This window comes from Verrucomicrobiota bacterium, from assembly GCA_039027815.1.
GTDB lineage: Bacteria > Verrucomicrobiota > Verrucomicrobiia > Verrucomicrobiales > JBCCJK01 > JBCCJK01.
The window spans coordinates 42,422-68,196 of sequence record JBCCJK010000009.1 but is presented as its reverse complement, the minus strand read 5'-3'; the positions used below and the strand labels follow the sequence as shown (position 1 = coordinate 68,196).

At 60.4% G+C, this 25,775-nt stretch carries 19 protein-coding genes; 10 read left to right on the top strand and 9 right to left on the bottom strand.

What is annotated here, in order from left to right:
- The first annotated feature begins 5 nt into the window (after positions 1–5).
- The 4 genes from AAF555_04455 to AAF555_04440 all read left to right on the top strand — a co-directional run bounded on the left by AAF555_04455 (position 6) and on the right by AAF555_04440 (position 7,591).
- The gene (locus tag AAF555_04455) at positions 6–3,245 is read left to right on the top strand and encodes an efflux RND transporter permease subunit (GenBank protein MEM6910814.1); all 3,240 of its coding nucleotides are present in this window, start codon (positions 6–8) and stop codon (positions 3,243–3,245) included.
- A gap of 114 nt (positions 3,246–3,359) precedes the next feature.
- Positions 3,360–4,715, top strand: coding sequence for an MFS transporter (locus AAF555_04450; protein MEM6910813.1), 1,356 nt, complete (start codon positions 3,360–3,362; stop codon positions 4,713–4,715).
- Positions 4,716–5,083: 368 nt separating this feature from the next.
- On the top strand, positions 5,084–6,751 hold the full coding sequence (locus tag AAF555_04445) for a DEAD/DEAH box helicase (protein MEM6910812.1): 1,668 nt from the start codon (positions 5,084–5,086) through the stop codon (positions 6,749–6,751).
- A gap of 48 nt (positions 6,752–6,799) precedes the next feature.
- On the top strand, positions 6,800–7,591 hold the full coding sequence (locus AAF555_04440) for a BtpA/SgcQ family protein (GenBank protein MEM6910811.1): 792 nt from the start codon (positions 6,800–6,802) through the stop codon (positions 7,589–7,591).
- Between the two features lie 266 nt (positions 7,592–7,857).
- Here the strand turns inward: AAF555_04440 and aroE are convergent, their stop codons facing one another.
- The 6 genes from aroE to plsX form a co-directional block, all read right to left on the bottom strand.
- Entirely contained in the window at positions 7,858–8,751 is an 894-nt protein-coding gene (gene aroE / locus AAF555_04435) for a shikimate dehydrogenase (GenBank protein ID MEM6910810.1), read from the bottom strand.
- 42 nt (positions 8,752–8,793) lie between these two features.
- Complete coding sequence (locus AAF555_04430) at positions 8,794–10,122, bottom strand: glutamate--tRNA ligase family protein (GenBank protein ID MEM6910809.1); 1,329 nt, start codon at positions 10,120–10,122, stop codon at positions 8,794–8,796.
- Between the two features lie 144 nt (positions 10,123–10,266).
- Entirely contained in the window at positions 10,267–11,076 is an 810-nt protein-coding gene (locus tag AAF555_04425) for a TatD family hydrolase (GenBank protein ID MEM6910808.1), read from the bottom strand.
- Between the two features lie 79 nt (positions 11,077–11,155).
- Complete coding sequence (locus tag AAF555_04420) at positions 11,156–11,761, bottom strand: DUF1080 domain-containing protein (protein ID MEM6910807.1); 606 nt, start codon at positions 11,759–11,761, stop codon at positions 11,156–11,158.
- Positions 11,762–11,847: 86 nt separating this feature from the next.
- Positions 11,848–12,846 carry a beta-ketoacyl-ACP synthase III gene (locus tag AAF555_04415; GenBank protein MEM6910806.1) on the bottom strand — a complete coding sequence of 333 codons (999 nt, stop codon included), beginning with the start codon at positions 12,844–12,846 and terminating at the stop codon, positions 11,848–11,850.
- Complete coding sequence (plsX, locus tag AAF555_04410) at positions 12,839–13,840, bottom strand: phosphate acyltransferase PlsX (protein ID MEM6910805.1); 1,002 nt, start codon at positions 13,838–13,840, stop codon at positions 12,839–12,841. Before plsX ends, AAF555_04415 begins: the two co-directional genes overlap by 8 nt.
- 174 nt (positions 13,841–14,014) lie before the next feature.
- Here plsX and AAF555_04405 point away from each other — a divergent pair, with 174 nt between their 5' ends.
- Genes AAF555_04405 through AAF555_04395 form a run of 3 tightly spaced genes read left to right on the top strand, consistent with a single transcriptional unit; the run spans position 14,015 to position 16,871 of the window.
- Complete coding sequence (locus AAF555_04405; GenBank protein ID MEM6910804.1) at positions 14,015–14,476, top strand: NUDIX domain-containing protein; 462 nt, start codon at positions 14,015–14,017, stop codon at positions 14,474–14,476.
- Positions 14,473–15,132, top strand: a complete 660-nt coding sequence (locus AAF555_04400; GenBank protein MEM6910803.1) for an HAD family hydrolase — start codon at positions 14,473–14,475, stop codon at positions 15,130–15,132. The genes AAF555_04405 and AAF555_04400 overlap by 4 nt, the downstream gene beginning before the upstream one ends.
- Positions 15,129–16,871, top strand: coding sequence for a hypothetical protein (locus AAF555_04395; GenBank protein ID MEM6910802.1), 1,743 nt, complete (start codon positions 15,129–15,131; stop codon positions 16,869–16,871). Before AAF555_04400 ends, AAF555_04395 begins: the two co-directional genes overlap by 4 nt.
- Before the next feature lie 14 nt (positions 16,872–16,885).
- Here the strand turns inward: AAF555_04395 and AAF555_04390 are convergent, their stop codons facing one another.
- Genes AAF555_04390 through AAF555_04380 form a run of 3 tightly spaced genes read right to left on the bottom strand, consistent with a single transcriptional unit; the run spans position 16,886 to position 20,495 of the window.
- Positions 16,886–17,653: a succinate dehydrogenase/fumarate reductase iron-sulfur subunit gene (locus AAF555_04390; GenBank protein MEM6910801.1), complete on the bottom strand. Its 768-nt coding sequence runs from the start codon at positions 17,651–17,653 to the stop codon at positions 16,886–16,888.
- A gap of 8 nt (positions 17,654–17,661) precedes the next feature.
- Positions 17,662–19,725 carry a fumarate reductase/succinate dehydrogenase flavoprotein subunit gene (locus AAF555_04385; GenBank protein ID MEM6910800.1) on the bottom strand — a complete coding sequence of 688 codons (2,064 nt, stop codon included), beginning with the start codon at positions 19,723–19,725 and terminating at the stop codon, positions 17,662–17,664.
- Positions 19,726–19,748: 23 nt separating this feature from the next.
- Positions 19,749–20,495, bottom strand: a complete 747-nt coding sequence (locus AAF555_04380; GenBank protein MEM6910799.1) for a succinate dehydrogenase cytochrome b subunit — start codon at positions 20,493–20,495, stop codon at positions 19,749–19,751.
- 243 nt (positions 20,496–20,738) lie between these two features.
- Here AAF555_04380 and AAF555_04375 point away from each other — a divergent pair, with 243 nt between their 5' ends.
- From AAF555_04375 to AAF555_04365, 3 genes are all read left to right on the top strand, one after another.
- Positions 20,739–22,247 carry an alanine/glycine:cation symporter family protein gene (locus AAF555_04375; protein MEM6910798.1) on the top strand — a complete coding sequence of 503 codons (1,509 nt, stop codon included), beginning with the start codon at positions 20,739–20,741 and terminating at the stop codon, positions 22,245–22,247.
- An 8-nt stretch (positions 22,248–22,255) separates the two neighbouring features.
- The gene (locus AAF555_04370) at positions 22,256–24,268 is read left to right on the top strand and encodes an ATP-dependent helicase (GenBank protein ID MEM6910797.1); all 2,013 of its coding nucleotides are present in this window, start codon (positions 22,256–22,258) and stop codon (positions 24,266–24,268) included.
- A 69-nt stretch (positions 24,269–24,337) separates the two neighbouring features.
- Positions 24,338–25,750, top strand: a complete 1,413-nt coding sequence (locus AAF555_04365) for a sulfatase-like hydrolase/transferase (protein MEM6910796.1) — start codon at positions 24,338–24,340, stop codon at positions 25,748–25,750.
- The last annotated feature ends 25 nt before the right edge of the window (positions 25,751–25,775 follow it).

Sequence of the window (25,775 nt, the reverse complement as noted above, 5' to 3'; positions counted from 1 at the left end):
CCGGCATGGAAAAATTGATTCAATGGTGTTCCCGCAACCACGTCGCGGGCAATTTCATGATGCTGGCCATCCTGATGGGAGGGATCATCACGTGGTTCCAACTCCGGAAGGAAATTTTCCCGGAATTGACCTTGGATGCCGTTTCCGTCCAGGTCATCTACGAGAACGCCACGCCCGATGAGGTGGAGGAGGGGGTGGTCATCCCGATCGAAGAGGCCATTGCGGATGTCGAGGGCATCCGGCGTATGACTTCGCGGAGTTCGCGAGGGTATGGCACCGTGACGGTGGAAGTGGAAAATGGCTATGCCACGCGCGATGTCATGGATGAGATCAAAACGGAGGTCGATGCCATCGACAACTTCGCCGAGGAGGCCGAGGAGCCCATCGTGGAGCAGGTCCAAGTGCAGTCCCAGGTGCTCAGCATCACCATCTCGGCCGACACGGATGAGAAGACCCTGCGGGGTCTGGGAGAGAGGGTGCGCGACGATTTGCTGACCTATGTGCCGGAGGCCGAAGGTTTCGGAGATCGAGTGGCGCAGATGCTCCGAGGCGAAACCCAAATTACGCGAGTGGAGTTGGCTGCGGCCCGTCCTTATGAAATCTCGATCGAGGTTCCCGAAAACACCCTCCGCAAGTTTGATCTCAGCTTGCAGGAAGTGGCCAATGCGGTCCGGCGCTCCTCGCTCGATCTTCCCGCTGGTTCCATGAGAACGAGTGCTGGGGAGGTGGTGGTCCGCGCCATGGGCAAGCGCTACACTGAAGAGGACTTTGCCAGTGTGGTCGTGAAGACCCGCGCCGATGGCTCGCAGGTCTACTTGGGAGACTTGGCCCAGATCGAAGATGGATTCGAAGACATCGATCTCAATTCCCGCTTCGACCGCCAGCCCTCCATTTTGGTGAATGTCTTCCGGGTGGGAGAACAGGACACCCTGGTGATCGCCAAGGCGGTCAAACAATACCTGGCGCAAGCCAAGGATCTTTTTCCGGAAGGCATCACGCTGGAAATCTGGAATGACCAGAGCAAGTATTTGCAAGGCCGACTCGATCTCATGCAGCGAAATGCGCTGGCCGGGTTTCTGCTGGTCATGCTGGTCTTAGCCGTCTTTTTGCGCCCCAGCCTGGCGATGTTGGTGGCCTTGGGAATCCCGGTCGCCTTCGCGGGAGGGATTTGGATGATGCCGGAGCTGAGCGTCTCGATCAATATGATTTCGCTCTTCGCTTTCATCCTGGTATTGGGAATCGTGGTGGACGATGCCATCGTGGTAGGTGAGAACGTCTACACCCAAATCCAGCAAGGCATTCCCCCGAGGGAAGCGGCCTGGCGGGGGACCCATGAGGTGGGGGTGATTGTGATTTTCGGGGTGCTCACGACCGCGGCCGCCTTCACCCCGATGCTCGGTCTGAGCGGAGCCAGTGGCAAGATCTGGCCGAACATTCCTTTGGTGGTGATTCCCACGCTGCTCTTTTCGCTGGTCCAGTCGAAGTTGGTCCTGCCAGCGCACTTGGCCTTTTTAAAGCCGCGCGACCCCCACAAGAAAGTCGGTCCGATCACTCGCTGGCAAAGAGGGGTTTCGGATGGCTTGGAGAAGTTCATTCAAAAGCGCTATCAGCCATTCATCCAACGGGCGCTCGGCTTTCGCTATTTGGTGATTGGCTGTTTCGGGGTGGCCTTCTGTGTGATTTTGGGATTGATCGCCGGAGGATGGATCAAGACGGAGTTCTTCCCGCAAGTGGAAGGGGATGTGATCTCGGCCAAGATCGAGATGCCCCTGGGGGCACCCTTCGTCGATACCGAAGAAGCAGTGCGCCGTTTGGAATCGGCTGCCTGGAAGCTGAATGAGGAATTTCAGGATCGGGAAGGGAACCCGGCGGTGGTCCATGTGTTGGCGACTTCGGGCGGGCAGCCTTTCACGGTCAGCGTGGTGGACGAGGGCGGTCCTCAGGGCAGCTACCTCGGGGAGGTCACGGTGGAGTTGGTGGCAGCGGCCACTCGGGACGTGGCCGCCGAGCGCATCCTGCAGCGTTGGCGGGAGTTGGCTGGGGTCATTCCGGGGGTGCTGGAGTTGAGTTACATCACGGAAACCGCCCGCGGTGGGGCGGCCATCGACCTGGCGATTACGGGTTCGGATCTCCGCCAGCTCGACGCGGCCACCCAGCATGTGAAAGAGCGCCTGGAGGACTATCCGGGCGTCTTTGGAATTTCTGATTCCAATCGTTTGGGACGGGAAGAAATTCGTTTTCGCGAACTCACTCCGGCGGGCAAGGCCCTCGGGCTGCGTTTGGATGATATTGCGCTCCAAGTGCGGCACGCCTTCTTCGGCGACGAGGCGCAGCGGCTCCAGCGGGGTAAGGACGAGATCAAAGTCATGGTGCGTTACCCCGAGGAGGAGCGGCGCTCCGTGAACAGTCTTGAGGAGATGAAAATCCGCACTCCCCAAGGCATGGAGGTGCCCCTGCTTCAGGTGGCGATTCCCGAGCCCGGGCGGGGAGCCTCTGCCATTCTGCGAACCGACCGGCAGCGGACTGTCAATATCCAGGCAGATGTCGATAGCGAGGTGGCCAATGCCAATCAGGTGGTCGGTCGTTTCACCAAGGAAGTCCTGGACCCGCTCCCGGAGGAGTTCCCGGGCGTTCGCTGGACCTTTGAAGGGGAGCAGAAGGACCAAAACGAAAGCATCACGCAGATGGGCCAGAAGTTTCTTTTGGCATTGCTGATGATGTATGTGCTGATGGCCGTGCCCCTGCGCTCTTACATCCAACCCCTGATCATCATGTCCGTCATCCCCTTTGGGATTCTCGGGGCCGTGGTGGGGCATTTGATTCTCGGTTTGGAGCTGAGCATCATGTCTATGTGTGGGATCGTGGCTTTGGCCGGGGTGGTGGTGAATGACAGCTTGGTGTTGGTCGATTATGTCAATCGCCATCGCAAGGAATCGGCCACAGTGCGGGAAGCGGCCGTGCGAGCTGCCTCGGCCCGCTTTCGGGCCATCACGCTGACTTCGCTCACGACCTTTGCCGGTCTCATGCCGATGCTGCTGGAGCAGGATTTGCAGGCCAAGTTTTTGATCCCGATGGCGGTCTCTTTGAGCTTCGGCATTTTGTTTGCCACGCTCATCACCCTGATTCTGGTGCCTTCGGTCTACCTCGTTTTGGAAGACATCAAAGCCCTCTTGGGGAGGCTTTTCGGAAAGGACTTGTCCCCGGACAGGGCTCTCGAAGCGGCCGAGGCGGGCCAGTCTGTCTGAAGCCCGAGGAGGGGGCCTGCGCTCTCGCGGGAGGGGTGTCGGCCGGGGGCAGCCCCTCTCCCCGCGCTGAGTTTTTTCTGTCCATTCGAGAGAGAGGAAGTAGGAGGGAACACGATGTCGGCCGCCAACGAAGAACTCGCCCAGCGCAACACGCGCCTCTTCGTGCTCTGGCGCTTGTTCTTCAATTGCCGGTTCTACTACCCGGTCTACGCCATCATGTTTCTCGACTATGGGCTGAGCATGGCGGAGTTCGCTTGGCTGAATGCGATTTGGGCAGGAGCCATTGTGCTGCTGGAGGTGCCCTCGGGCGCTCTCGCGGACATCGTGGGGCGTAAGGCGCTCATCGTTTTTGCGGCTGTCCTGATGGTCGTCGAAATGGTGATTTTAGCCTCCATGCCAGTGGGGAGTCCTTGGCTCTTTGCGGTTTTTGCTTTCAACCGGGTCTTGAGTGGGGCGGCGGAGGCGGCCGCCAGCGGGGCGGATGAGGCGCTGGCCTACGATTCTCTTCCCGAGGAGGGCAGAGAGAGGCGCTGGGCCAAGGTGAATGCCGGGCTGATGCGTTGGTCGAGCGTGGTCTTTTTCGTGACTTCGGTCTTGGGCGCGGTTTCCTACGATCCCGGCTGGATGACGAAGCTGGCTGGTTGGTTGGGCCTCGGGTGGGAACTGGAGCAGAGCGACACGGTGCGCTGGCCGGCCCTGTTGAACTGTTTTACGGGAGTGGCCGCCCTGGTGGTGGCTCTTCGGATGCGAGACCCACTGCCGATTCAAAAAGGTTCGGCCAGTCCGGTCCAGGAAGCGTTTGGGCAGACCTTTCGGACCACCAAATGGGTTTTGAGAACACCCCTGGTGCTGATCTTGATCGCGGTCGGTCTGACCTTCGACAGCATCATCCGAACCCACCTGACCTTGGTGAGTTCCTACTATCGTTTGGTGGAGATTCCTGAGGCCTTTTATGGCTTTCTGGGGGCAGCCGCTTCCTTGATTGGCTTGTTCATCGCGGGGCTTTCCGAGAAGATGCACGCGCGCCTCCGACCGGAAACCAATTTAGGAATCACGGCGCTCCTGACCTTCCTGGGCTTGGTGGGCCTGTCTCTGGCCATTCCCTATTGGGGTGTCTTGATGGTGATTCCGGTGGCTTTTGCCATGCGCTTTGCCATGTATTTTCAGACCGTGTATTTGAATGAAGCGACGCCTTCGGATCGGCGAGCCACCACGCTCAGCATCAAGGGACTTTCCATGAATTTAGCCTATGGTGGGGCCACGCTTCTTTTCGGCTGGCAAACGGCCTACCTGAGTGGGCGGGTCCCGGTGCCAGAGGACGGGGATCAGGAGACGGCGGTTTTTGGAGAGGCCCTCACCTGGTGGCCGTGGTATTTTCTGGTGACGGTGGGACTGCTCTTTGCCTTCGTGCGTTGGCAAACGAAAGGAGAAAAGATCGGCGAATTGCTCAAGCAAAAAGCGAACGAGTGAGCCTCTTCATACCAACCTCCAGAATACACTGGAAGAATGGAGGGGAGGTGTTGTGGGGAAGAGGCGCTGAAGCGCGGGGAAGGAAGAGCCGGTGTCTTTCGAGCCATCCCAGCGTTGCTCCTCGGTTACGGTGCCTGCACCGCGCCCTCGTCGCGCCTTGGTCTGGCCCGAAATCCACTCGGCCATTCTACCAGCCAATTCTGGAGCTTGGTATAAGACACGCCTCGAGTGACCGGATTCTAAAGTTCTCAAACCAAGCACCCCCTGTCTACCATTTCGGGGGACGTTCTTTTCGGCATTTCTTGCTTTCTGTGTATTCCGAACGAGACTCCGCGCCCTTCGCTCCCTGACGGCGGGGGATGGTTCTTATGAATACGCCTCCCTTTTCCGAACTTGGCTTGCGGCCGGAGCTTTTGTCTGCGCTGGAGGACTTGGGTTTCGAGCGTCCTTCGCCCATCCAAGCGCTCGCCATTCCACCCGCCTTGGAGGGGCGGGACTTGGTGGGTCTGTCTGCGACGGGCTCCGGCAAGACGGCCGCCTTCGGCCTTCCGCTCCTGGAGCGGATCGATACCCTCTCTCACGAAACCCAAGCTCTCATTCTCTGTCCCACGCGCGAGCTGGCCATGCAGGTCTGCGAGGAGATTCACCGGATGGGCGCAAAGTTGAGCGGGTTGCGAGCGGTCCCGGTCTACGGAGGGGCACCCTACGAGCGGCAAGTTCGGCAATTGCGACGTGGGGCGCACATCGTGGTGGGGACGCCCGGGCGGATTATGGACCATATGGACCGGCGGAACATCGATTTCTCGAAAGTGCGCTTGGCGGTCTTGGATGAAGCCGATCGCATGCTCGATATGGGCTTCGTGGAAGACATGGAAGCGATTCTGGGGGCTTTGCCCGCGGCCCGCCAAACGCTTTTTTTCTCGGCGACCATGCAGCGGACGGTCGAGCGTTTGATCGATCAATTCGGGCGTCATCCCGAGAAGGTCGAGGTCAAGCAGAAGGCCAAGACGGTGGCGACCGTCGACCAGTGCTACTACGAGGTGCGCGGCCGCTCCAAGGTGGAGGTGCTTTCCCGTTTGCTCGATATGGGGAGTGCCCGGTTGGGGATTGTGTTCTGCAATACCAAGCGGGCGGTCGACGAATGCGTGGAGGCCTTGCTGGCGCGTGGCTACGCCGCCGATCGGCTGCATGGCGATATCACCCAAGCGATGCGGGAACGAGTTTTGAAACGCTTTCGCGAGGGAACGGTCGAGCTTCTGGTGGCTACGGATGTGGCGGCCCGCGGCTTGGATGTGGAGGAGATCGATGTGGTCTTCAATTATGACCTTCCTCAAGATCCAGAGGACTACGTGCACCGGATTGGCCGGACGGGGCGGGCGGGACGGTCGGGCTCGGCGGTCAGCTTTGTTTTTGGCCGCGAGGTCTATCGACTCCAGAGCATCCAAAAATACACTCGCCAGCAAATCCGGCGCGGCAAGATCCCCTCGCAAGAAGAGGTGGAAGGGAAGCGGGTGGATCGCTTGTTTGAGACGGTCCGGGAGCGGTTGGAAGCAGGCAATGGGAATGAGTATGCCGAACAGGTGGATCGCCTGCTCGACCAAGGGCATCCCGCAACGGATATCGCCGGTGCGGTTTTGGGGCTTTTGCACGAAATCGATGTTCGCGAGGGGGAGGAGATCATCGAAGACCGGGAGGACGAGCGTCCTGAGAGAGGGCCGCGACGGGAGCGGCGGGAGCGAGAAGGAGGAGCGGGCAAGAAGTTCGAACGGGCCCCGCTGGAGGCGGCCCCGCAGGGAATGGCGCGGCTCTTCTTGGCGATTGGTCGCCAGAGTGGAGTGCAGGCCCGCGAGATCATTGGGATGATTTATCGGGAGTCCCAGATTCCGGATGGGTCCTTGGGCAAGGTGACGATTTTTCCACGCCACACCTTGGTGGACGTGCCGAAGGAGCATGCGGATCGAGTTCTTTCCGGGATCCGCGATTCTCGCTTGAAGGGGCGGGGCTTTCGCTCGGACTATGATCGGAGAGGGGCCTGATTTTCGATTTTCGATTTCTGATTGGCGATTTTGGGTTAGGCCTGGGGCATGAGTTTGCCTTGGGAGGAGCGCAAAGCGGTCGTGGGTATGATTCATGTGCCTGCTTTACCGGGCACGCCTTGCCACTCGCTTTCGATGCGGGAAATCATCGGCCAATGCGTTCGGGAGGCGGAGATCTACCAAGCTTCTGGGGTGGACGCGCTCATGATCGAGAACATGCACGATCGTCCCTATGAAAAAGGGAGGGCGGCTCCTGAGGTGACGGCGGGGATGACGGCGGTCGCGATGGCGGTGAGAGAAGTGTTTGATCGCCCGCTCGGCCTGCAGATTTTAGCAGCTGCCAACCAAGAGGCCCTGGCCGTGGCCTTGGCGAGCGGGATGGAATTCGTCCGAGTGGAGGGCTTTGTTTTCGCTCACGTAGCCGATGAGGGCTACATCGATTCCCAGGCCGCGGCCTTGCTCCGCTATCGCAAGAGGATCGGGGCCGAGGAGATTCGCTTGCTGACCGACATCAAGAAGAAGCACAGTTCCCACGCCATCACCGGCGACTTGGATCTGGTAGAGTGCGCCCGGGCTGCCGAGTTCTTCCTGACCGATGGCTTGATCGTGACGGGAGCGCATACCGGGGAGGAAGCCAGCCTGGAGGAGGTCCGTGCCGTCAAGGCCCTGAGTGCCGTGCCAGTCTTGGTGGGCTCGGGCGCGACCGCAGTCAACGTGGAGGAGTTTCTCCGGGTGGGGGATGGGGTGATTGTGGGGAGTTGGGTCAAGGAGGAAGGACTTTGGACGAAGCCAGTGGATCGAGGGCGCTTGGAACGGTTTTTGGCGGCTTCTGGGAGGTAGCGGCTGGTTTGTCTTTTTGTTCTCTGCTGCTCTTTGGAAGGGGGGGATGATACCAACCTCCAGAATACACTGGAAGAATGGAGGGAAGGTGGTGAGGGGAAGAGGCGCTGAAGCGCGGGGAAGGGAGAGCCGGTGTCTTTCGAGCCAGCCCTGCGTTGCTCCTCGGTTACGGTGCCTGCACCGCGCCCTCGTCGCGCCTTGGTCTGGCCCGAAATCCACTCGGCCATTCTACCAGTGAATTCTGCAGCTTGGTATTAGGCCTGGATTCACGTCAAGCACGCCCGCATGGCTCGAAGATCGGGCTCTTGGCCGAACCAGTGGGTGAAAGCGAGGGCGCCTTGGTGGAGGAGGAGGGTTTGGCCGTTGGCGATTCGGCAGCCGGCCTGGTGGGCCGCTCGCAGGAGCTTGGTGTCCCGGTAGATGAGGTCGCTGACCAGGAGGTGCGGTGAGAGGAGGCTGGGGGAGAGCGGGCTAGGGTCAGTCGGCTTGAGCCCGATGGAGGTGGCCTGGATGACGAGGTCGGTGAACTCCAGTTGCTCCCGCAGTGGGAGGTCTTCCAGGGGGATGGCCAAGATGCGGTCCATGGGGCCTTCGAGATGTTCACTCCGGTAGAGCGTGCGGCAGTCTCGGGCGACGGCCTCGGCCTTTTCCAGGGTTCGGTTGGCCAGCACGATCCGCTCACAGCCTTCGAGGGCACATTGGCGGGCCAGGGCGGCCCCGGCTCCTCCGCCAGCTCCCAGGATGAGGACGCGGAGGTCCCGGAGGTCGATCTGAAAGTCTTCTCGAATGGCCCGGACGTAGCCGGGGCCGTCGGTATTGAAGCCGTAGGTGAGACCATCTTGGAAGAGGATGGTGTTGACGGCTCCCAGCTGGCGGGCGCTTTCGTCCAGCTCATCGCAGGCTTCCAAGGCGGCGAATTTGTGGGGTACGGTGACGTTGGTACCGAGGAAGTCGGCTTGGCGCATGAGGTCGATGCAGGTGGCGACGGCCCCTTCGGCGACTTGGAGGGCGACGTATTGGAGCGAATGTCCGAGGGCGTCGATGGCCGGCTGCATCATGGCGGGCGATTTGGAGTGGCGCACTGGATCGCCAATGACGGCCAGTCTGGCGGGGGGGTCGAGAGGCTGGTCGGCCCAGGTTTTCAGGTGGTCTAAGGTCATGAGAGGTGCCGAGAAGGAAGGGGCCTGTCGCCCGCCGGTGGGTCAGGAAGTGGAGGAGAGGCCTGCGCTGGTGGAGAGGATGTGTTCGGCTCGCTTTACGGTGCGCGCTTGGCCGAGGTATTCCAAAAGTGGCAGCAAGTCCGGGCCGTGATCGGCCCCGGTGGTGAGGACACGGGTGGGGAACATGACTTTGCCGATTTTGAGCCCTTGGGCTTCGGCGAAGGTGGCGAGGGCCGCTTTGAGGCCGGGGGCGGTCCAGTCCGCGCAGTCGACGAGAGTTTGGCGGATGCCTTGGGCGAGGGCGGAGGCGCCTTCTTTGCGGAAGGCTTTCTGGTGGGCGGGTTCGCTCAGTGGGGGCGCGTCTTCGGTGAAGAAGGGGAGCCAGTCTTTGAGGTCGCGGAAGGTCCGGATTTTTTCCTGGACCAATTTGGCCACCAGGACGCGGTCTCCCTGGGGCAAGCCCGCTCGGTCGAAGGCGTGGGCGGCTTTTTCTGCCAGGGCTTCGGGGCTGAGGGCTTTGAGGTATTCTCCGTTCATCCAACGGGCTTTTTCGAGGTCGCACTTGGCTCCCGAGCGACTGATGGCGGCCAGGCTGAAGCGCTCGGTCAGCTCTGGCAAGGTGAGGAGTTCGCTGTCGTCTTTGGGCGACCAGCCGAGGAGCGCGGTGAAGTTGAGCACGGCGGCGGGGAGGAAGCCTTCTTCGATGTAGTCTTTGAGGGCGGCGCCGGTGTCCCGCTTGCTCATTTTGGAACCATCTCCATTGAGGATGAGCGGGGCGTGGGCGTAGACGGGCGGTGGCTCTCCCAGGGCTTCGATGAGCTGCAAGTGTTTGTGGGTATTCGAGAGGTGGTCTTCGGCCCGGAGGACATGGGTGATGCCCATGGTGAGGTCGTCGACCACGTTCGTGAAGTGAAAGATGTAGCTGCCGTCCGGCCGCTTGAGGGTCATGTCGGGGGAGATGGCGGCCTGGGCCTGGAAGTCGAAGGCCACTTCGCCACAAATCTGATCCGATAGGGTCACGACTTGGCGCTTGAAGCGAAAGCGCCAGGCGCCGTCTTCTTGGTAGACTCGGTCGGCGGCCAGCAGTTTTTCGAACCATTCGTCATAGATGGCCCCCCGTTCGCTTTGGCAGTAGGGGCCGTGAGGGCCTCCCTTTTCCGGACCTTCATCCCAGTCCAGGCCGAGCCAACGGAGTCCTTCGTAAATGGCAGCGATGGCTTCCGGGGTGTTGCGCGTGGCGTCCGTGTCTTCCAAGCGGAGGAGAAATTGGCCGCCCTTTTGCCGGGCGTAGAGCCAATTGAAGAGGGCGGTGCGCACTCCGCCGATGTGGAGGTAGCCGGTGGGGGACGGTGCGAAGCGGGTGCGGATCATGGAGAGTTTGCTGGGTTTCAGTGGGGAGAGCCCTGAGCGCTGGGAGGTTCTTGAGCGGTGAACGGGGCGGCTCTTTCTGAGACGTGTTTACTCATTAGGGCTGGAGAGGGGAATTTGAAAAGGAAGACCCCATTTTTCGAGGGCTTAGGGAAGATGGAAGAAGGCTCGGGCGGCTTGGCTGGTTTCGTGGGCGATTTGCTCCCAGGGGCGATCGAGAAGCTCCGCCGCAAAGTGGGCGATGTCGCGGACGTAGGCCGGTTCATTGCGCTTTCCTCGGTGGGGGACGGGTGCGAGGTAGGGGCTGTCGGTTTCCAAGAGGTATTCCCCGGGTTTCAGGCTGAGGAGGGTTTCGCGGATGAGGTGGGCTTTTTTGAAGGTGAGATTGCCGGTGAAGGAGACGAGGCCGCCCAGGTCGAGGACGGCGCGGGCGTTTTCCGGCGGGCCTGGGAAGCAGTGGAAGATGGCGCGGACTTCGGAGGCGAATTCCCGGTAGAGGGCGAGGGCGTCTTGGAACGAGGCATCTCCCTGGCGGTCGCGCGTGTGGAGGACGAGGGGGCGATGGACGCGCGCGGCCCAGACAAAGTGCTGGCGGAGAAAGGCTTGTTGGCGGGCGTGGTAAGCGGGCTCGCTCCAGCCGGGCGGGGCGGGGTGGTAGTAGTCGAGGCCGGTTTCTCCCACGGCGGCCACCAGGTGGGGCGCTTCTCGGAAGAGCCGGTCGAGATGGTCGACGGCGTCTTCGGGCACCTCGGTCACCTCGGTGGGGTGGAGGCCGAGACAACTAGAAACGGCGGGGTAGGCCTGGGCGAGGGCGAGGTTGGTTTTCGCGTCGCTGAGAGAGGTCGCGAGGGTGAGGAGCTGGGTGACCTGGCGGGCCCGAGCCCGGGCCAGGAGGTCAGCGATTTCCGATTCTTGGAAGCGGTGGGAGCCGAGGTGGCAGTGAGAGTCGATGAGCATGAAGGGAGCGCCGGGCTCGGGGCTCTCGCAGCGGCGGGCAGGGGCTGGGGCCGATCTGGGACGGCAAGGGGCGAGGGCGCTAGTCGAGCGGCTTGATCCGAAGATTGCGGTAGTGGACGGTGCTGCCGGGGTCGTGGGCTTGCAAAGAGAGGGCCCCGCCTTCCGGGAGAAGGCGGCTGGCTTCTTTCTGCGGGGTGTAGTTGACGAGGACTTGATCGTTGACGCTGACGAAGATCCGGCCTTTCTGAACCCGGATGACATATTCCATCCAAGTGTTGTCTTCGAAGGGGATTTCATTGTGGACGATATTGAAGAGGCTGCCCGATTTCCGCCAATCGCGTTGGGTATTGCAGACTTGGATTTCGTATCCGGAGGGCCAGCCTTCTTCGAGCCAGGCGGAGTGGATGAAGATGCCGCCATTGGAGTTCGGGAGGGTCAGGACTTCGAGGCGAAGTTCAAATTGGTTGAAGTTTGCTTGGCCCCCCTCTCCGACGTAGAAGGCGTGGGCGCGGGTGCCATTGGCGACGATGGCTCCGTCTTGAATGGTGAAGGCTTCGGGGTTCTCGGCGATTTTCCAACCGGCGAAGCTTTCGCCATCAAAGAGGGAGAGGAAGCCCTCTTCTTCGGCGGCCAGGGGGAGAACGAGGGCGAGACTGAGGGCGAGGAGGGCGGGTTTGGTTTGCATGAGGGATTTACGGGTAGCGAGGTGGCTTTTTTGCGGGGGAGTTTCTTGAAAAGGGGTGGGGTGGGGAGCGGATCGAGGAGGGGAGCTTACCATTCGACGACGCTGGCGGCCCAGGTGAGGCCGGCGCCGAAGACGACGAGGCAGACTTTGTCCCCGCGCTGGATGGCGCCGCTTTTGGCGGCTTCGTCGAGAGCGATGGCGATGGCGGCGGCGGAGGTGTTCCCGTATTTTTCGAGATTGACGAAGCAGCGCTCTTTGGGGATGCCGAGGCGATCGTTGATGGCTTCAATGATGCGGAGATTGGCCTGGTGGGGAATGACCATGGCGATGTCCTCAGCAGTCAGGCCCGCGGCCTGAATGGCTTCGAGGGCGGCGTCCCGCATGGCGGTCACAGCCAGTTTGTAGACTTCGCGCCCAGCCATGTAGATGGTGTTGAGTTTTTGCTCGGCCACTTGTGGGGTGATGGGGAGGGCGCTGCCGCCGGCGGGGACTTTGAGGATGTCGGCCTGCCTGCCATCGCTGCCCATGACGGTGGAGAGGACCCGGCCGGTGCTTTCGTCTCCTCGTTGCAGGATGGCGGCGCCCGCGCCATCGCCAAAGAGCACGCAGGTGTTGCGGTCCTCCCAGTTCACTTGGCTGGAGAGCTTTTCGGCACCGATGACCATGACGGTCTGGGCCCCGCCGGTTTCGAGGTAGCGTTTGGCGAGGTCGACCCCGTAGAGGAAGCCGGAGCAGGCGGCGGAGAGGTCGAAGGCGAAGGCCCGGGTGGCCCCCAGATTCTTCTGGACCAGGCAGGCGGTGCTGGGGAAAAACATGTCGGCGCTAATGGTCGCGAGGAGGATGAGGTCGAGGTCTTCGGCCGTCAGACCCGCGTCATCGAGGGCGGCGAGGGCGGCTTGGGTCGCGAGGTCGCTGGTGGCCTGGTTTTCGGCGGCCAGGCGACGTTCCTTGATGCCGGTGCGGGCGGTGATCCATTCATCGGAGGTCTCGACCATTTTTTCGAGGTCTCCATTGGTGAGCATTTGCTCCGGGAGGTAGCTACCGGTGCCGACGAATTGGACCGGGGGGAGAGCGGAATCAGGCATGGAATCGTTGGATTTCGTCTTCGATCTGGGGGTTGACGGCTTGCTGGACGGCTTCGCCCGCCACGCGGATGGCGTTCATGACGGCCAGGGGAGAACTACCGCCGTGTCCGATGATGCAGACTCCGCGGACCCCCAGCAAGGGGCTGCCTCCGTAGGTTTCGTAATTGCCGCGCGCCTTGACGGCCGAGAAAGCGCCCCGAGCGAGGAGGGCACCCAGAAGGCGGAGGGGATTGGCGCGGAGTTCGGTTTTGAGCCAACCGCCCACGGCTTTGGCGGTGCCTTCGACGGTTTTGAGGACGACATTGCCGGTGAAGCCATCGGTTACAATGACGTCGAGGCCGCCGTTGAGGATGTCCCGGCCTTCCACATTGCCGACAAAATGCAGATCCGTCTCTTTCAGCAGATGGAAGACCTCCCGGGTGAAGTCGCTGCCTTTGTGGTCTTCTTCACCCACGGACATGAGGCCCACTTTCGGCTTGGCCACTCCGTAGATCTGGCGGGCATAGACGCTCCCCATGATGCCGTAGTGAAGCAGGTGAAGGGGCTTGGCTTCGACATTGGCCCCGGCGTCGAGAAGGCTGGTGATGCCGTGTTCGGCCGGCATGGGAGAGGCGATTCCGGGGCGTTCCACGCCTGGGAGAGTGCGCCATTTCACGGAGGTGACGGCGACCGAGGCGCCGGTGTGGCCCGCGCTCACCAGCGCTTGAGCCTGGCCTTTTTTCACGAGGTCGGCCGCCACGGTGACCGAGGAGTCTTTTTTGCTGCGGACGGCGGCCGTCGAGAGGTCGGTCATTTCCACGACGCTGTGGGAGGGGACCAGTTCGACTCGCGGGCTGCGGACGCTTTGTCGGTCGAGTTCGGCCTGCAAGCGAGTTTCGTGGCCCACGAGCAACAATTTTTTGATCCCCTTCAGCCGATCGAGCGCGAGTTTCACTCCCCCCACGACTGCTTCGGGGGCATGGTCGCCCCCCATTCCGTCAACTGCGATGATCATGCTTTTCCGAGTCAGGGCGAACTATGCCGGAGCGGCAATCTGGCGCAAGCACCTTTCCGTTCGGCCCCGTCCGGCAGCTGCGGGTGGGGGGGAGCGCACCGTTTTCCCCGGAAAAGCAGCATGGTTCTTGCACTTTCGGTCGGTGGAAGGAGAGGAAGAACCCACTGTCCTGTGATGATTGATCGATTCCGTCCCTGTGTGGCCGTCATCCTCCGAAATGTTCGGGGGGAGATTTTGGTGGGCGAACGCATCGATGTGGCGGGTGCTTGGCAGTTTCCTCAAGGAGGGGTGGAAGAGGGCGAGACGGGGCGGGAAGCGCTCCTGCGAGAGGTGGAGGAGGAGCTGGGTCTCTCGCCATCGGCCTACGAAATCCTGGAAGAGCGAGGGGGGTATCGCTATCGCTTTCCCGAAGGACAACTGGCTTTCGGAACCTATGCCGGGCAGGAACAGACTTACTTTCTTTGTGGTCTCCGGGAGCCGGATCCGATTTTCCAGCTCGAGACGGGAGGAGCGGAGTTTCGCGCCGTCCGTTGGATCGAGCCCGCGGGCTTCCAAGAGAAATGGCTTCCCCGATTCAAACAGGAGGTGTATGCGGAGGTCATGCAGGACTTTTTTGGCACCGCTCTCCTAGGATGAAGGTTCCACGTGCGGTCATTTTCGATCTGGATGGAACCCTCCTGGATACCCTGGAGGGAATCGCCGACACGGCCAATGCCGTCCTCGAGGAGAAGGGCTTTCCGACGCATCCCAGGGAGGCCTACCGGACTTTTGCGGGCGATGGGGTGGGAGAACTTTTGGCCCGTGCGCTGCCTCCGGAAAAGGGCAACCCAGCACTTGTTCAGGAATGCGTTCAGTCCTTCAAGGAAGGTTATGCCCGTTTTTGGCCGACGAGTTCCCGGCCTTACGAGGGAATTCCCGAGCTTTTGGACGAGCTGGTGGCTCGCGAGCTGCCGATCTGCGTGCTGTCGAATAAGCTGCATGCGTTTACGGTGCAGTTTGTGGATCGTCTTTTGGCGAAGTGGAGCTTTGCCTTCGTGGTGGGCCAGCGGGAGGGCGTTCCACGGAAGCCCGACCCAACGAGCGCCCTTCAAATGGCGGCCGACCTGCACCTCTCTCCTTCGGAAATTCTCTATCTGGGTGATACCAATACCGATATGCAGACGGCTGTTTCAGCTGGGATGATGCCGCTGGGGGTGACGTGGGGATTTCGAGAGAAGCCCGAGTTGCTAGCGTCCGGGGCCGCCCAGGTGGTGTCTCATCCAGGGGAAGTCTCCTCCTTTTTCGAGCAATGAGCGCCGACCAATCCACGGTAGCCAAGCCGAGTTCCAAGCCTTTTTATTTCGGCCTCGGGATCGCTCTTTTGGGCTTGGCGGGTGGGGTCTTGCTGTGGGAGCCTTGGGCTCCCCAAGATCCCATTATCAAAACCATCGAGGTGCTGCGGGTGCCTGAGAGCGAGCGGAAGAAACTGTCTCCCACGCTGGAGGCGATTTTGGAGTACGTCGAGATGGGGGATGCGGCGCTGGTCTTCGCGGATGTGGAAGGGGAGTTCGAGCGACTGGGAGAGGACTTGAATGCCATCGTGAAGCCGGCCTTGCTTTTGTATCGGGAGTCAGTCGCCGATCGTTTCGACGCGATCGAGCTGTTTCGCGAGTTCGGTCTGACCGAAGTGAAGGCGCTTGGGAAGAGTTCCCGTCGCATGGAAAATGGTATGTATCATAACCGATCCATGCTGCTAACCGGAGAAGGCTTTGAAGGGGTGCAGACGCTTTTCGGAACGGATTCCCGACCTTTCGCGGCCTACGAGATCGCTCCCGGTGGGGCGGATGTCATTGTGGAGTTCGAGCTGAAGCTGGGAGAGGCCTTGGGTCGCTTTAGTCGCTACGTCGAGAGCCTGGGGATCGAAGGGGGGGAAGATTTGCTGTGGTCGCAGATTGAGAGGGATCTGGGAGAAAGCCCCTTCTCGCGCGAAGAAATCTATGCCTTCTCCAACACCCGCATCACGATGGTGCTGGATTTCGACCAGCGCATGACGGCGGGTGTCCCGGGCTTTGCTGATGTCAGCATGCCGGTGCTGGATGGGCTGGTGGCGGTGGAGGGCCTGGGGCCGCTCTTTCCCAAGATCGTCCAGATGGAGACGAGGGAGGGAGCGGGCAAGAATTGGCGGAAGGGAGAGCTGGAATTTCTTTCCCTGAGTGTGCCGCCTCTCCCCGGACCGACCGGTTTCTGGTCCCCGGTGCTGGCGCGGGATCACCGGACGGAGCGACTTTTTCTGGCCTCGAGAGAGGAATATCTGGAGGCGGCGCTCGAGAAAGAGGCCCCGCTGATCGAGGATGCCGACTTCGTGGCCGCGACCGAGGGCTTGCCGGGGCAGGGGCTTTCTTTGGTCTATCTTTCGCGAGCGTTCAATGAGGAGCTGTGGCTTCTTTTTTCGGCCATTTTGGATGAACAGGGCTACCAGGAGGCCCTGCCGGTTTCCAAGGAGAGTGTCCGAGCGGTCGAGAGCATTTTGATCGATCGGCTGCTGCCGGTCTTCCGGCGTGATAGCTTTTTCGCGAGCGTCACGGCCATTGTGCCGGAGGGCTTTGTCACGGCTTCGAACGCGCCCTTTTCCCACCGGAGGAATATCCTCAAGCCCGGGTTCAATAGCTTGGTTTCGGTGGCGGCCTTGTCGGGGCTGAGCTGGCCGGTCTACAATTCGATTACGGAACGAGCCAAGCTGAGCGAGGAGGAAGCCAAGCTGCGCCAGATTGCGATCGCGATCATCGTCTTCGCCGCGGAGGAGGGGCGGGCACCGGAATCGCTACGGGAAATCGAGGCGGCGGGGCTGATCGAGGATCCCGCGGTCTGGCTGACGAGGGAGGGAGAGGCGTTCCTCTATTTCGCGGCCGGCTCTTCCTTGAGCGATCCGCAAGAGTTGATGGTGGCCTCCCCTCGGGCCTTGGACAACCAGAGGGCGGTCGTCTACGCGGACGGTCGTAGCGAAGCCTTGGAGGAAGAGGCTTTTTACGATCTGCTGGAAGGGCAGCCCTAGCGGACGGTCTGGATTCAGACCGTGAGCGCGACTTCTTTTCCAGAAGCGGCCCAGTAATCCCGGTTGAGCTTGGCGATGTTGTCCGCGCTGATGGATTTAGGACAGACGGCCTCGCACTCGTAGTGGTTGGTGCAGTTGCCGAAGCCCTCCCCGTCCATGGTGCGGACCATGGAGAGGGTGCGTTTGTCCTTCTCCGGCTTGCCTTGCGGAAGGAGGTTCAGGTGAGCGGCTTTGGCGCTGACAAAGAGCATGGCGGAAGCGTTCGGGCAGGAGGCGACGCAGGCTCCGCAGCCGATGCAAGCGGCGGCGTCGAAGGCGGCGTCGGCCGCGTTTTTCGGGATGGGGTTGGCGTTGGCATCCGGGGCGGAGCCCGTGCGGACGTCAATGTAGCCCCCGGAGGCGATGATTCGGTCAAAGGCGCTCCGGTCCACCACGAGGTCCTTGATGACGGGAAAGGCGTTGGCTCGGAAGGGCTCAATCCAGATGGTATCGCCATCCCGGAATTTGCGCATGTGGAGCTGGCAGGCGGTGATGGCCTTTTCGGGTCCGTGGGGGATGCCGTTGATGGTGAGAGAACAGGTCCCGCAAATGCCTTCTCGGCAGTCGTGATCGAAGTGGATGGGTTCTTCTCCCGATTGAATGATGCCCTCATTCACGATGTCGAGCATTTCGAGGAAGGATGCTTCCCGCGGGATACCCGGGGCGTCATAGCTTTGGATGCGTCCTGGGTCACTCGGACCATTTTGACGCCAGACTTTGAGCGTGAGGTTCAGTTTGGCCATGGGGTGAGTTATTTGTAGCTGCGTGTGCTCATTTCGACTTCTTCAAAGTCCAGCCACTCCCGGTGGAGGGTGGGCTCTTGGTTCTCGCCATCGTGCTCCCAAGCGGAGACAAAGGAATAGTTTTCATCATCCCGCTTGGCCTCTCCTGGGGAGAGATAGCCGGACTTCACGATCTCATCGTCCTCGGTGTATTGATGTTCCTCGCGGAAGTGACCGCCGCAGGACTCCTCTCGCATGTGGGCATCGCGACAGAGCAGCTCGCCAAACTCCAGGAAGTCCGCCACGCGCCCCGCTTTTTCCAGTTCCTGATTGAGCTGCTCTCCGCTGCCGGGGACTTTCACGTTTTCCCAGAATTCCTCCCGGATGGCGGGGATTTTTTGGATGGCTTCCTCCAATCCGGCCTGGTTGCGAGCCATGCCGCATTTGTCCCAAACCAGCAGGCCGAGTTCGCGGTGGAAGTCATCCACGCTGCGTCGGCCTTTGATTCCCAGTAGTTGGCTGGTCTGTGCCTTGGCCTTGGCCTCGGCGGCCTTGAATTCAGGATGGGAGGTCGTGACGGTGCCAGGGGTTTGCGTCACGAGGTAGTTGGCGATCGTGACGGGGATGACGAAGTAGCCATCGGCCAAGCCTTGCATGAGAGCGCTGGCGCCCAGGCGATTGGCGCCATGATCTGAGAAGTTGGCTTCGCCCAAAACGTGCAGGCCGGGAACGTTCGACATCAGGTTGTAATCCACCCAGAGGCCGCCCATGGTGTAGTGGACCGCGGGATAGATTTGCATGGGCTCCTGATAAGGATTGGTCCCGGCGATCTTCTCATACATTTGGAAGAGGTTGCCGTAGCGGGCCCGGATGGTGTCTTCGCCCAAATCGCGAATGCGATCGGAGAAATCGAGGTAGACACCCAGACCGGTGGGGGCGACCCCTCGGCCCTCGTCGCAGGCCTCTTTGGCCGAGCGGGAGGAAATGTCCCGAGGGGCGAGATTGCCGAAGGAGGGATACTTTCTCTCGAGGTAATAATCCCTTTCCTCTTCGGCGACCTCCGCCGCCGTCATCTCACCTCGCCGGATTTTGTCGGCGATGGCGGCGTCTTTTGGGACCCAAATCCGGCCGTCATTCCGGAGCGACTCGGACATCAAAGTGAGCTTGGATTGGTAGTCTCCACTCACCGGTATGCAGGTGGGGTGAATCTGGGTGTAGCAGGGATTCGACATGTAAGCGCCTTTTTTGTAGGCGCGGTAGGCGGCGGTCACGTTGCAGCCCTTCGCATTGGTCGAGAGAAAGAAGACATTGCCATATCCTCCGGTGGCCAAGAGGACAGTGTCGGCCGCGTGGGAGGAGATTTCCCCCGTGACCATGTTGCGCACGACGATGCCCTTGGCGTGGCCATCGACCACCACCAGGTCGAGCATTTCGGTGCGGGGGAACATCTTGACCCCGCCCTTTTGAATTTCCTTTTCCAAGGCCTGGTAGCAGCCAATCAAGAGCTGTTGGCCGGTTTGGCCACGAGCGTAGAAGGTCCGGCTGACTTGGGCCCCGCCGAAGGAGCGGTTGTCGAGCAGGCCGCCATACTCACGGGCGAAGGGCACGCCGGCCGCCACGCATTGATCGATGATACTATTGGAGACCTCGGCCAGCCGATGGACATTGGCTTCACGTGACCGGAAGTCGCCCCCTTTGATGGTGTCGTAGAACAGCCGGTAGATGGAGTCGCCATCATTGCGGTAGTTTTTGGCCCCGTTGATCCCGCCTTGGGCCGCGATGGAGTGGGCACGGCGAGGGCTGTCCTGGTAACAGAAACAGGACACTTGGTAGCCGAGTTCGGCCAGGGTGGCGGCGGCCGCTCCGCCCGCCAAGCCGGAGCCTACCACGATCACTTTGAATTTCCGCTTGTTGTTCGGGTTGATGAGCTTGGAGTCCTGGCGGTGCTTGGTCCACTTGTCGGAGAGCGGGCCGGAAGGCGCTGCCGAGGAGGGGACATCCGAAAGACGGCGGGTGGTTTCGCTCGTTTCGGCGCCTTCTCGCGCCACGACCGGGGTTCGATTGCTGGGGAAGTCGTGGCGAGTGGCGATCATGAGAGAAGTTTCGTGAGACGGGTTCAGGCAGAGACAAAGCCGAAGAGGATGGCGATCGGGATGCTGATGAAACCGAGGTAGAGCGCGATCGAAATGAATTTGGAGGTTTTCTCGATGAGGTCCGAGCTTTTGCGCGAGCGGACCCCGAGCGTCTGGAAGATGGAGGCAATCCCGTGGCTGAGATGGGAGCAGAGCAGGGTCATTCCCACCACGTAGAAGGCACTGGCGGGCCACCATTGGAAGCCATGCACCACCATGAGCCAAGCATTGTGAGCCGAATGGTCGGAAGCGGCGGCCTCTTCGGCGGAGAGGGGCACCTTGTGTTCGAGGTCCCAACCGTAGATGCTGGGATCGTTGTATTCATTTCCCACCCGAACGGTGAAATGAAGAATGTGGTATACAAAAAACACCAAAATCGTGATGCCACTCCAGATCATGATTTGAGCATTGCGGGTGGTGCGGCTGGTTTTCTTTACCTGATAAGAGGGCCTGGCCCCTCGGTTCTTTCTGGTGAGTTGAACGGTCGCCACAATATGCGCTACAATGGCCGCGAGAAAAATAATCCGAAAGGCCCAGATCCCAGCACCATGGCCCATATGGTGAAGGAAGTAGGCGTAGTCATTGAAGGCGGCTGGGCCAGCATAAATAAGGAGGTTTCCCGAAAGGTGACCCAGTAGGAAAAAGACCAAGAAGGCACCCGTGAGAGCGACGACCACTTTCTTGCCGATCGAGGACTGCCAAAAAGCGAGGGAGGATTGAATCAGCGTCATGAAAGGGGGCAGGGCACTTATGTCTGATTAGCCATTACGGGCCGTGAATGCAAGGGGATGAAGGGGAAAGTTGTGCAAATTTTGCAGGAAGGGACCCTTTTGTGTTTTCCTCGACTCTTAGATTGCCAAAGACCCCTTGCGTCCCTATTTTTCACTGTATTATCCTGTCCTTTTTATATGCATCTACTATTGCGAATGAATCTCATTATCGGTATTTCAAGCCTTGTTTTGGCCACCCCTTCCATGGCCGAAGAAGCTCCCGCCGAAACGGTCGATGAGAAGATCAATCAAGCGGTGGCTCCCTACACCGCCGCCATTTCCAAGGTGGTCTTTTTTGATGTCTGGAAGGGCGAGGTGGAGGCGGATGGCGAGAAGGTGGAATTGGCTATTCCGTTTGTGTTGCTCTGGCTGGCAGGAGGGGCGATCTTTCTCACGATCTTTTTCAAGTTCATCAACTTTCGGGCCTTCGGTCTCGCGTTAAAAACGGTCCGCGGCAAATACTCTAAAGAAGACGATCCGGGAGAAATCACGCATTTCCAAGCCTTGACGGCGGCGGTCTCTGGCACGGTCGGCTTAGGGAATATCGCTGGGGTGGCCATCGCGATCAGCGTAGGGGGACCAGGGGCCGCCTTCTGGATGTTGGTCATGGGCCTCTTCGGCATGACGAGCAAGTTCGCTGAGTGCACCCTGGGAGTGAAATACCGTTGCATCGATCGCGATGGCAAAGTGCACGGGGGTCCCATGATGTATCTGACCCGTGGTTTGGCCGAGCGGGGCTTGGGACCGCTCGGGAAAACCCTCGGGGTTCTTTTTTGTGTGTGCGCCATTGGAGCCTCCTTTGGCGGCGGCAATATGTTTCAGATCAATCAGGCAACCTCCCAGTTTGTGAACGTGGCCGGCGAGGGCGTGGAAGGGTTTCGTTGGGTGGTGGGCCTGGTGGTGGCGATTTTGGTGGGCTTGGTCATCATCGGAGGCATTTCCCGCATTGGGAAGACAACCGCCAAGTTGGTTCCGCTGATGACGGTGGTTTACCTGGTGGGTTGCTTCATTGTTCTCGGAAGTCACTTGGGCGAGATCCCGGCCACCATGGGATTGATCTTCTCAAGCGCTTTCTCTGGGAATGCGTTGGCGGGTGGTCTGATCGGCACCCTGCTGCAAGGCATCCGACGAGCCGCCTTCTCCAACGAGGCGGGAATCGGCTCGGCTCCCATCGCCCACGCGGCTGTCAAAACCCGTTACCCGGCCAGCGAGGGCTTGGTGGCGCTCTTAGAGCCCTTTGTGGATACGGTCGTGATTTGCAGCATGACGGCGCTGGTGGTGGTGGTGACGGGAGATTATCTGAACGAGGGCATGGATGGGGTGACCATCACCTCGGATTCCTTCGCCTCCGTCATTCCCTGGTTTTCTTATGTGCTCTCGGCGGCCGTCATCCTCTTCGCCCTCTCGACGCTCATTACCTGGTCCTACTATGGGCTGCAGGCCTGGAAGTTTCTTTTTGGCAAGTCGTTGACGGCGGATCTAGTCTTTAAGGTTCTCTTCTGCGCCGTCATCATTTTGGGAGCGGCCATGTCTCCGGGCGAGGTCATCGACTTTTCCGACGCCATGCTCTTTAGCATGTCTTTCGCCAATCTGCTCGGCGTCTACCTGCTGCTGCCGGTGATTAAGAAAGAGTTGGCGAAATTCCAGGAATTCACCGCCAAGGTGGATGATGGAAAATCGATCGACGAAGCAGACCGCCAGACGAAAGCGTAGAGCACGACATGGCTCGCAGCTATCGGATCGAACCGGCCCGTCCCAGCGGGACGAGTGGCATTGACTACCGCGCGGAACTGAATGACGAGCAATTGGCAGCCGTCACGTCGCCTCCGGGCCCGGCTTTGGTGATCGCAGGCGCGGGTTCCGGCAAGACGCGCACGCTGACCTACCGGGTCGCCTACCTCCTGGACAACGGCATTCGGCCGGATGCCATTCTTCTGCTGACCTTCACGAACAAGGCCGCGCGCGAGATGTTGGAACGGGTCCAGGAACTGGTTTCCCACGACACCACCTCGCTCGTGAGCGGCACCTTTCACAGTTTTGGAGCGCGGTTTTTGCGTCGTCACGGGGAGCGCTGCGGCCTCGAGCCCAATTTTTCCATCCTCGATCGAGAGGACCAAAAGGACTTGATGGCGGCCTGCATCGCCGAAAGTGAGATTGATCCCAAGGCGGTCCGCTTTCCCAAGCCTGAAGTCCTCATCGATCTCCTGAGCTACTCGCAAAATTGCGGAGAGGCAGTCGGGGATGTCTTGGAGTGGCGCTACGAGTATTTTGCCCATTTCAAGTCGGCCATCGAAGGCATTGCGGGTCGCTTCCAAAAGAAGAAGCTGGCCACCAACAGCGCGGATTTCGATGATCTGCTGATTTTGCCCCACCGGCTTCTCCGAGAGCAGGAGGACCTCCGGCAGCTTTACCAGCGGAAGTTCCAGTTTCTTCTGGTGGACGAGTATCAGGACACCAATCGCATCCAAAGTGAGCTGGTGGACCTCTTGGCGGCCAAGCACGAGAGTCTCATGGTGGTGGGCGACGACGCGCAGTCCATTTACTCGTGGCGAGGGGCCAACTTCGAGAACATTCTGGAATTCCCGAAGCGCTACCCCAAGGCGAGGGTTCACAAGATCGAGACCAACTATCGCAGCCGCCCTGAAATCCTGGCGGCCGCCAACGCGGCCATCGCGGTCAACACCCGCCAGTTCGCCAAAAACCTCAAGGCTTGGCGGGAAGCTGGCGAGAACAAGCCCGCCCTCGTGCCCCTGGCGGACACCACGGTTCAGGCCCAGTTTGTGGGGCAGCGGATTCTCGAGCTGCGGGACGAGGGAATCGAGCTGGAAGAAATGGCGGTGCTCTACCGGGCGCACTACCACTCCATGGAGATCCAGATGGAGCTGACCAATCGGGGCATCCCCTTCCAGATCACGAGCGGCTTGCGATTCTTCGAGCAGGCCCATGTCAAAGACGTGGCCTCCTACCTGCGCTTTGCGGTCAATCCCAAGGACGAAGTGAGCTTCAAACGGATTGCCCGCATGCTCCCGGGCATTGGCAGCAAAACCGCCGACCAGCTTTGGACGAGTTGGCTGGCGATCGCGGAGACTCTGGAGGGCTTGCCCGAATCATTTTCCAAGAGCCTACTCCGCTTCAAGACGCCACCGAAGGCCAGGAAGGGTTGGGAGCAGTTTGCTCATACCATGGACGAGTTGGTGCCCGGGGGAAAGCCGGCCCCGCCCCGCGCCATGATTTATTCGGTGATCGAGGCCAGCTATGACGACTACATGCGGAGCAAGTTTCCCAACTACGACAATCGTCGCCAGGACCTCGAGCAACTGATGATCTACGCCGAGCAGTTCGCCACGCTAGACGAATTCCTGGCCCAGCTTTCGCTCACCACGGGGGCCGACACCCTCTCGGACGGTAAGAAAGAGCAGGACAAGGAGGCCGTGACCCTCAGTTCGGTCCACCAGGCGAAAGGCTTGGAGTGGCGGGTGGTCTTCCTGGTTTGGCTGGCCGAGGGCATGTTCCCGAGCTCGCGAGTGGCCGATCAGGGCGACGAAGAGGGCATGGAAGAAGAACGGCGGCTTTTTTATGTGGCCCTGACCCGGGCCAAGGATGAGCTGTATCTGACCTATCCCTTTCTGTGGCCGGGCAGCTTTAGTGGAGACGTCATCCAGCGGCCTTCCTCGTTTCTAGAGGACATCCCCGGGGAGTTGTTGGAGAGCTGGGAGACGGAGAGCGCTTGGTAGGGCTGGGTGGCGAGAAATGAAGCCACTTTGAACAAAATGGCTGTCTTCCGCGGTATAGGGGTGGATCCCATGAACCCATCCCCCCCAGATTGCCTTTTCCTCCGTCCTGTCCGTGTCTGCTTGGCTGCGGCCCTGACTTGGCTAGCCGGCGCGTTGCCCGTGTGGGCTGCCCAGCCGCCCAACATCATTCTCTACCTCGCGGATGACTTGGGCTACGGCGACCTCGCCTTCATGGGCCACCCCTACGCGAAAACCCCTCACATCGACCAGTTGGCCAAAGAAGGCACCGCCTTCTTACAGCATTATGTGGCCGGGGTCACCTGCGCGCCCAGCCGAGCTGGGCTCATGACGGGAGTGCATCCCGCGAGGTATCCTCACTATCCCGGGCATTATGGAACGGGAGAGCAGCCGACCATTACCCAGCTTTTGAAAGACCATGGCTATGCCACCGGGCACTTCGGGAAGTGGCACATGGGACCTGATGAGTCGCCCGGAACCTACGGCTACGACGAGGTTTTTTCGGAGAGCAACAACCGCAATAGCTTCCATACCCCGTCCCGCGACGAGCCGCTCACTGACCGAGCAATCGATTTCATCGAGCGAATGGCCAAGTCCGGCCAGCCTTTCTACGCCAACGTCTGGGGGCACAGCACCCACTACCCGGTGGAGGCCTACCCCGAGCTGATCGCGGAGTTCGGCGAGATCCCTTTTGATCGGGCTGATTTCTCGGAACTGATCCAGGAACGCTTTGATCGCAGCCAGTCTTGGAAGCCGGATCTCCAAGACTCCATGACGCAGTATGTGGCGGACGTCTACGGGATCGACAAAAACGTGGGCCGCATCATGGAAACCCTCGAGCGCTTGGGAATCGCTGAGAACACCATTTTGGTTTTCTCAAGCGACCACGGGCCGCAGAACGAAAATCGCGAGCGGGACTTCGCTGAGCACATGCTGGGCTACGCCGGTCCCTTGCGGGGTTACAAGGGGAATCAATTCGAAGGGGGGGTTCGGGTGCCCTTCATCATTCGCTGGCCGGGCAAGGTCCCCGCGGGCCGGATCGATGAGGAGAGTGTGACTTCTTTTCTCGATTGGCTGCCGACTTTGGGCCGGATCACGGGCCTGCCGTCTCTGCCGGAAAATCTCGATGGGGAAGACCTCTCCCGAGTCTGGTTGAGCGGTCCAGCTGAGCGAGCCTCTGATCTCTATTGGCGCCCTTCCTCTCCCGGCGCAGGAGTCTCCATCCGGGCCGGCGATTGGAAGTTTCATGAGTCCAAAAATGGTCCGCTCCTCTACGACCTTTCGAAAGACATTAGCGAGAGCCAGAATGTGGCGAGCGCGTTTCCTGAGATCACGGAGCGGCTCGCGAAAAAGGCGGACAAGTGGCGAGCCGCGCTTCCCGAAACCTACCAGAAAGACAAGCGTTTTGGCAAAGGGCGGGATGCGGAGATCGATGGCGTGGAGATCCCGCCACCTCTCTTTTGAGAGTTCGGCCGGGGAAGAGGGGGGC

What these genes read in the sequence shown, in the direction of transcription:
- AAF555_04455 (MEM6910814.1), top strand. Translation starts at nt 6, where the DNA reads ATGGAAAAATTGATTCAATGGTGTTCCCGCAACCACGTCGCGGGCAAT.
- AAF555_04450 (MEM6910813.1), top strand. Translation starts at nt 3,360, where the DNA reads ATGTCGGCCGCCAACGAAGAACTCGCCCAGCGCAACACGCGCCTCTTC.
- AAF555_04445 (MEM6910812.1), top strand. Translation starts at nt 5,084, where the DNA reads ATGAATACGCCTCCCTTTTCCGAACTTGGCTTGCGGCCGGAGCTTTTG.
- AAF555_04440 (MEM6910811.1), top strand. Translation starts at nt 6,800, where the DNA reads ATGAGTTTGCCTTGGGAGGAGCGCAAAGCGGTCGTGGGTATGATTCAT.
- aroE (MEM6910810.1), bottom strand. Translation starts at nt 8,751, where the DNA reads ATGACCTTAGACCACCTGAAAACCTGGGCCGACCAGCCTCTCGACCCC.
- AAF555_04430 (MEM6910809.1), bottom strand. Translation starts at nt 10,122, where the DNA reads ATGATCCGCACCCGCTTCGCACCGTCCCCCACCGGCTACCTCCACATC.
- AAF555_04425 (MEM6910808.1), bottom strand. Translation starts at nt 11,076, where the DNA reads ATGCTCATCGACTCTCACTGCCACCTCGGCTCCCACCGCTTCCAAGAA.
- AAF555_04420 (MEM6910807.1), bottom strand. Translation starts at nt 11,761, where the DNA reads ATGCAAACCAAACCCGCCCTCCTCGCCCTCAGTCTCGCCCTCGTTCTC.
- AAF555_04415 (MEM6910806.1), bottom strand. Translation starts at nt 12,846, where the DNA reads ATGCCTGATTCCGCTCTCCCCCCGGTCCAATTCGTCGGCACCGGTAGC.
- plsX (MEM6910805.1), bottom strand. Translation starts at nt 13,840, where the DNA reads ATGATCATCGCAGTTGACGGAATGGGGGGCGACCATGCCCCCGAAGCA.
- AAF555_04405 (MEM6910804.1), top strand. Translation starts at nt 14,015, where the DNA reads ATGATTGATCGATTCCGTCCCTGTGTGGCCGTCATCCTCCGAAATGTT.
- AAF555_04400 (MEM6910803.1), top strand. Translation starts at nt 14,473, where the DNA reads ATGAAGGTTCCACGTGCGGTCATTTTCGATCTGGATGGAACCCTCCTG.
- AAF555_04395 (MEM6910802.1), top strand. Translation starts at nt 15,129, where the DNA reads ATGAGCGCCGACCAATCCACGGTAGCCAAGCCGAGTTCCAAGCCTTTT.
- AAF555_04390 (MEM6910801.1), bottom strand. Translation starts at nt 17,653, where the DNA reads ATGGCCAAACTGAACCTCACGCTCAAAGTCTGGCGTCAAAATGGTCCG.
- AAF555_04385 (MEM6910800.1), bottom strand. Translation starts at nt 19,725, where the DNA reads ATGATCGCCACTCGCCACGACTTCCCCAGCAATCGAACCCCGGTCGTG.
- AAF555_04380 (MEM6910799.1), bottom strand. Translation starts at nt 20,495, where the DNA reads ATGACGCTGATTCAATCCTCCCTCGCTTTTTGGCAGTCCTCGATCGGC.
- AAF555_04375 (MEM6910798.1), top strand. Translation starts at nt 20,739, where the DNA reads ATGGCCGAAGAAGCTCCCGCCGAAACGGTCGATGAGAAGATCAATCAA.
- AAF555_04370 (MEM6910797.1), top strand. Translation starts at nt 22,256, where the DNA reads ATGGCTCGCAGCTATCGGATCGAACCGGCCCGTCCCAGCGGGACGAGT.
- AAF555_04365 (MEM6910796.1), top strand. Translation starts at nt 24,338, where the DNA reads ATGAACCCATCCCCCCCAGATTGCCTTTTCCTCCGTCCTGTCCGTGTC.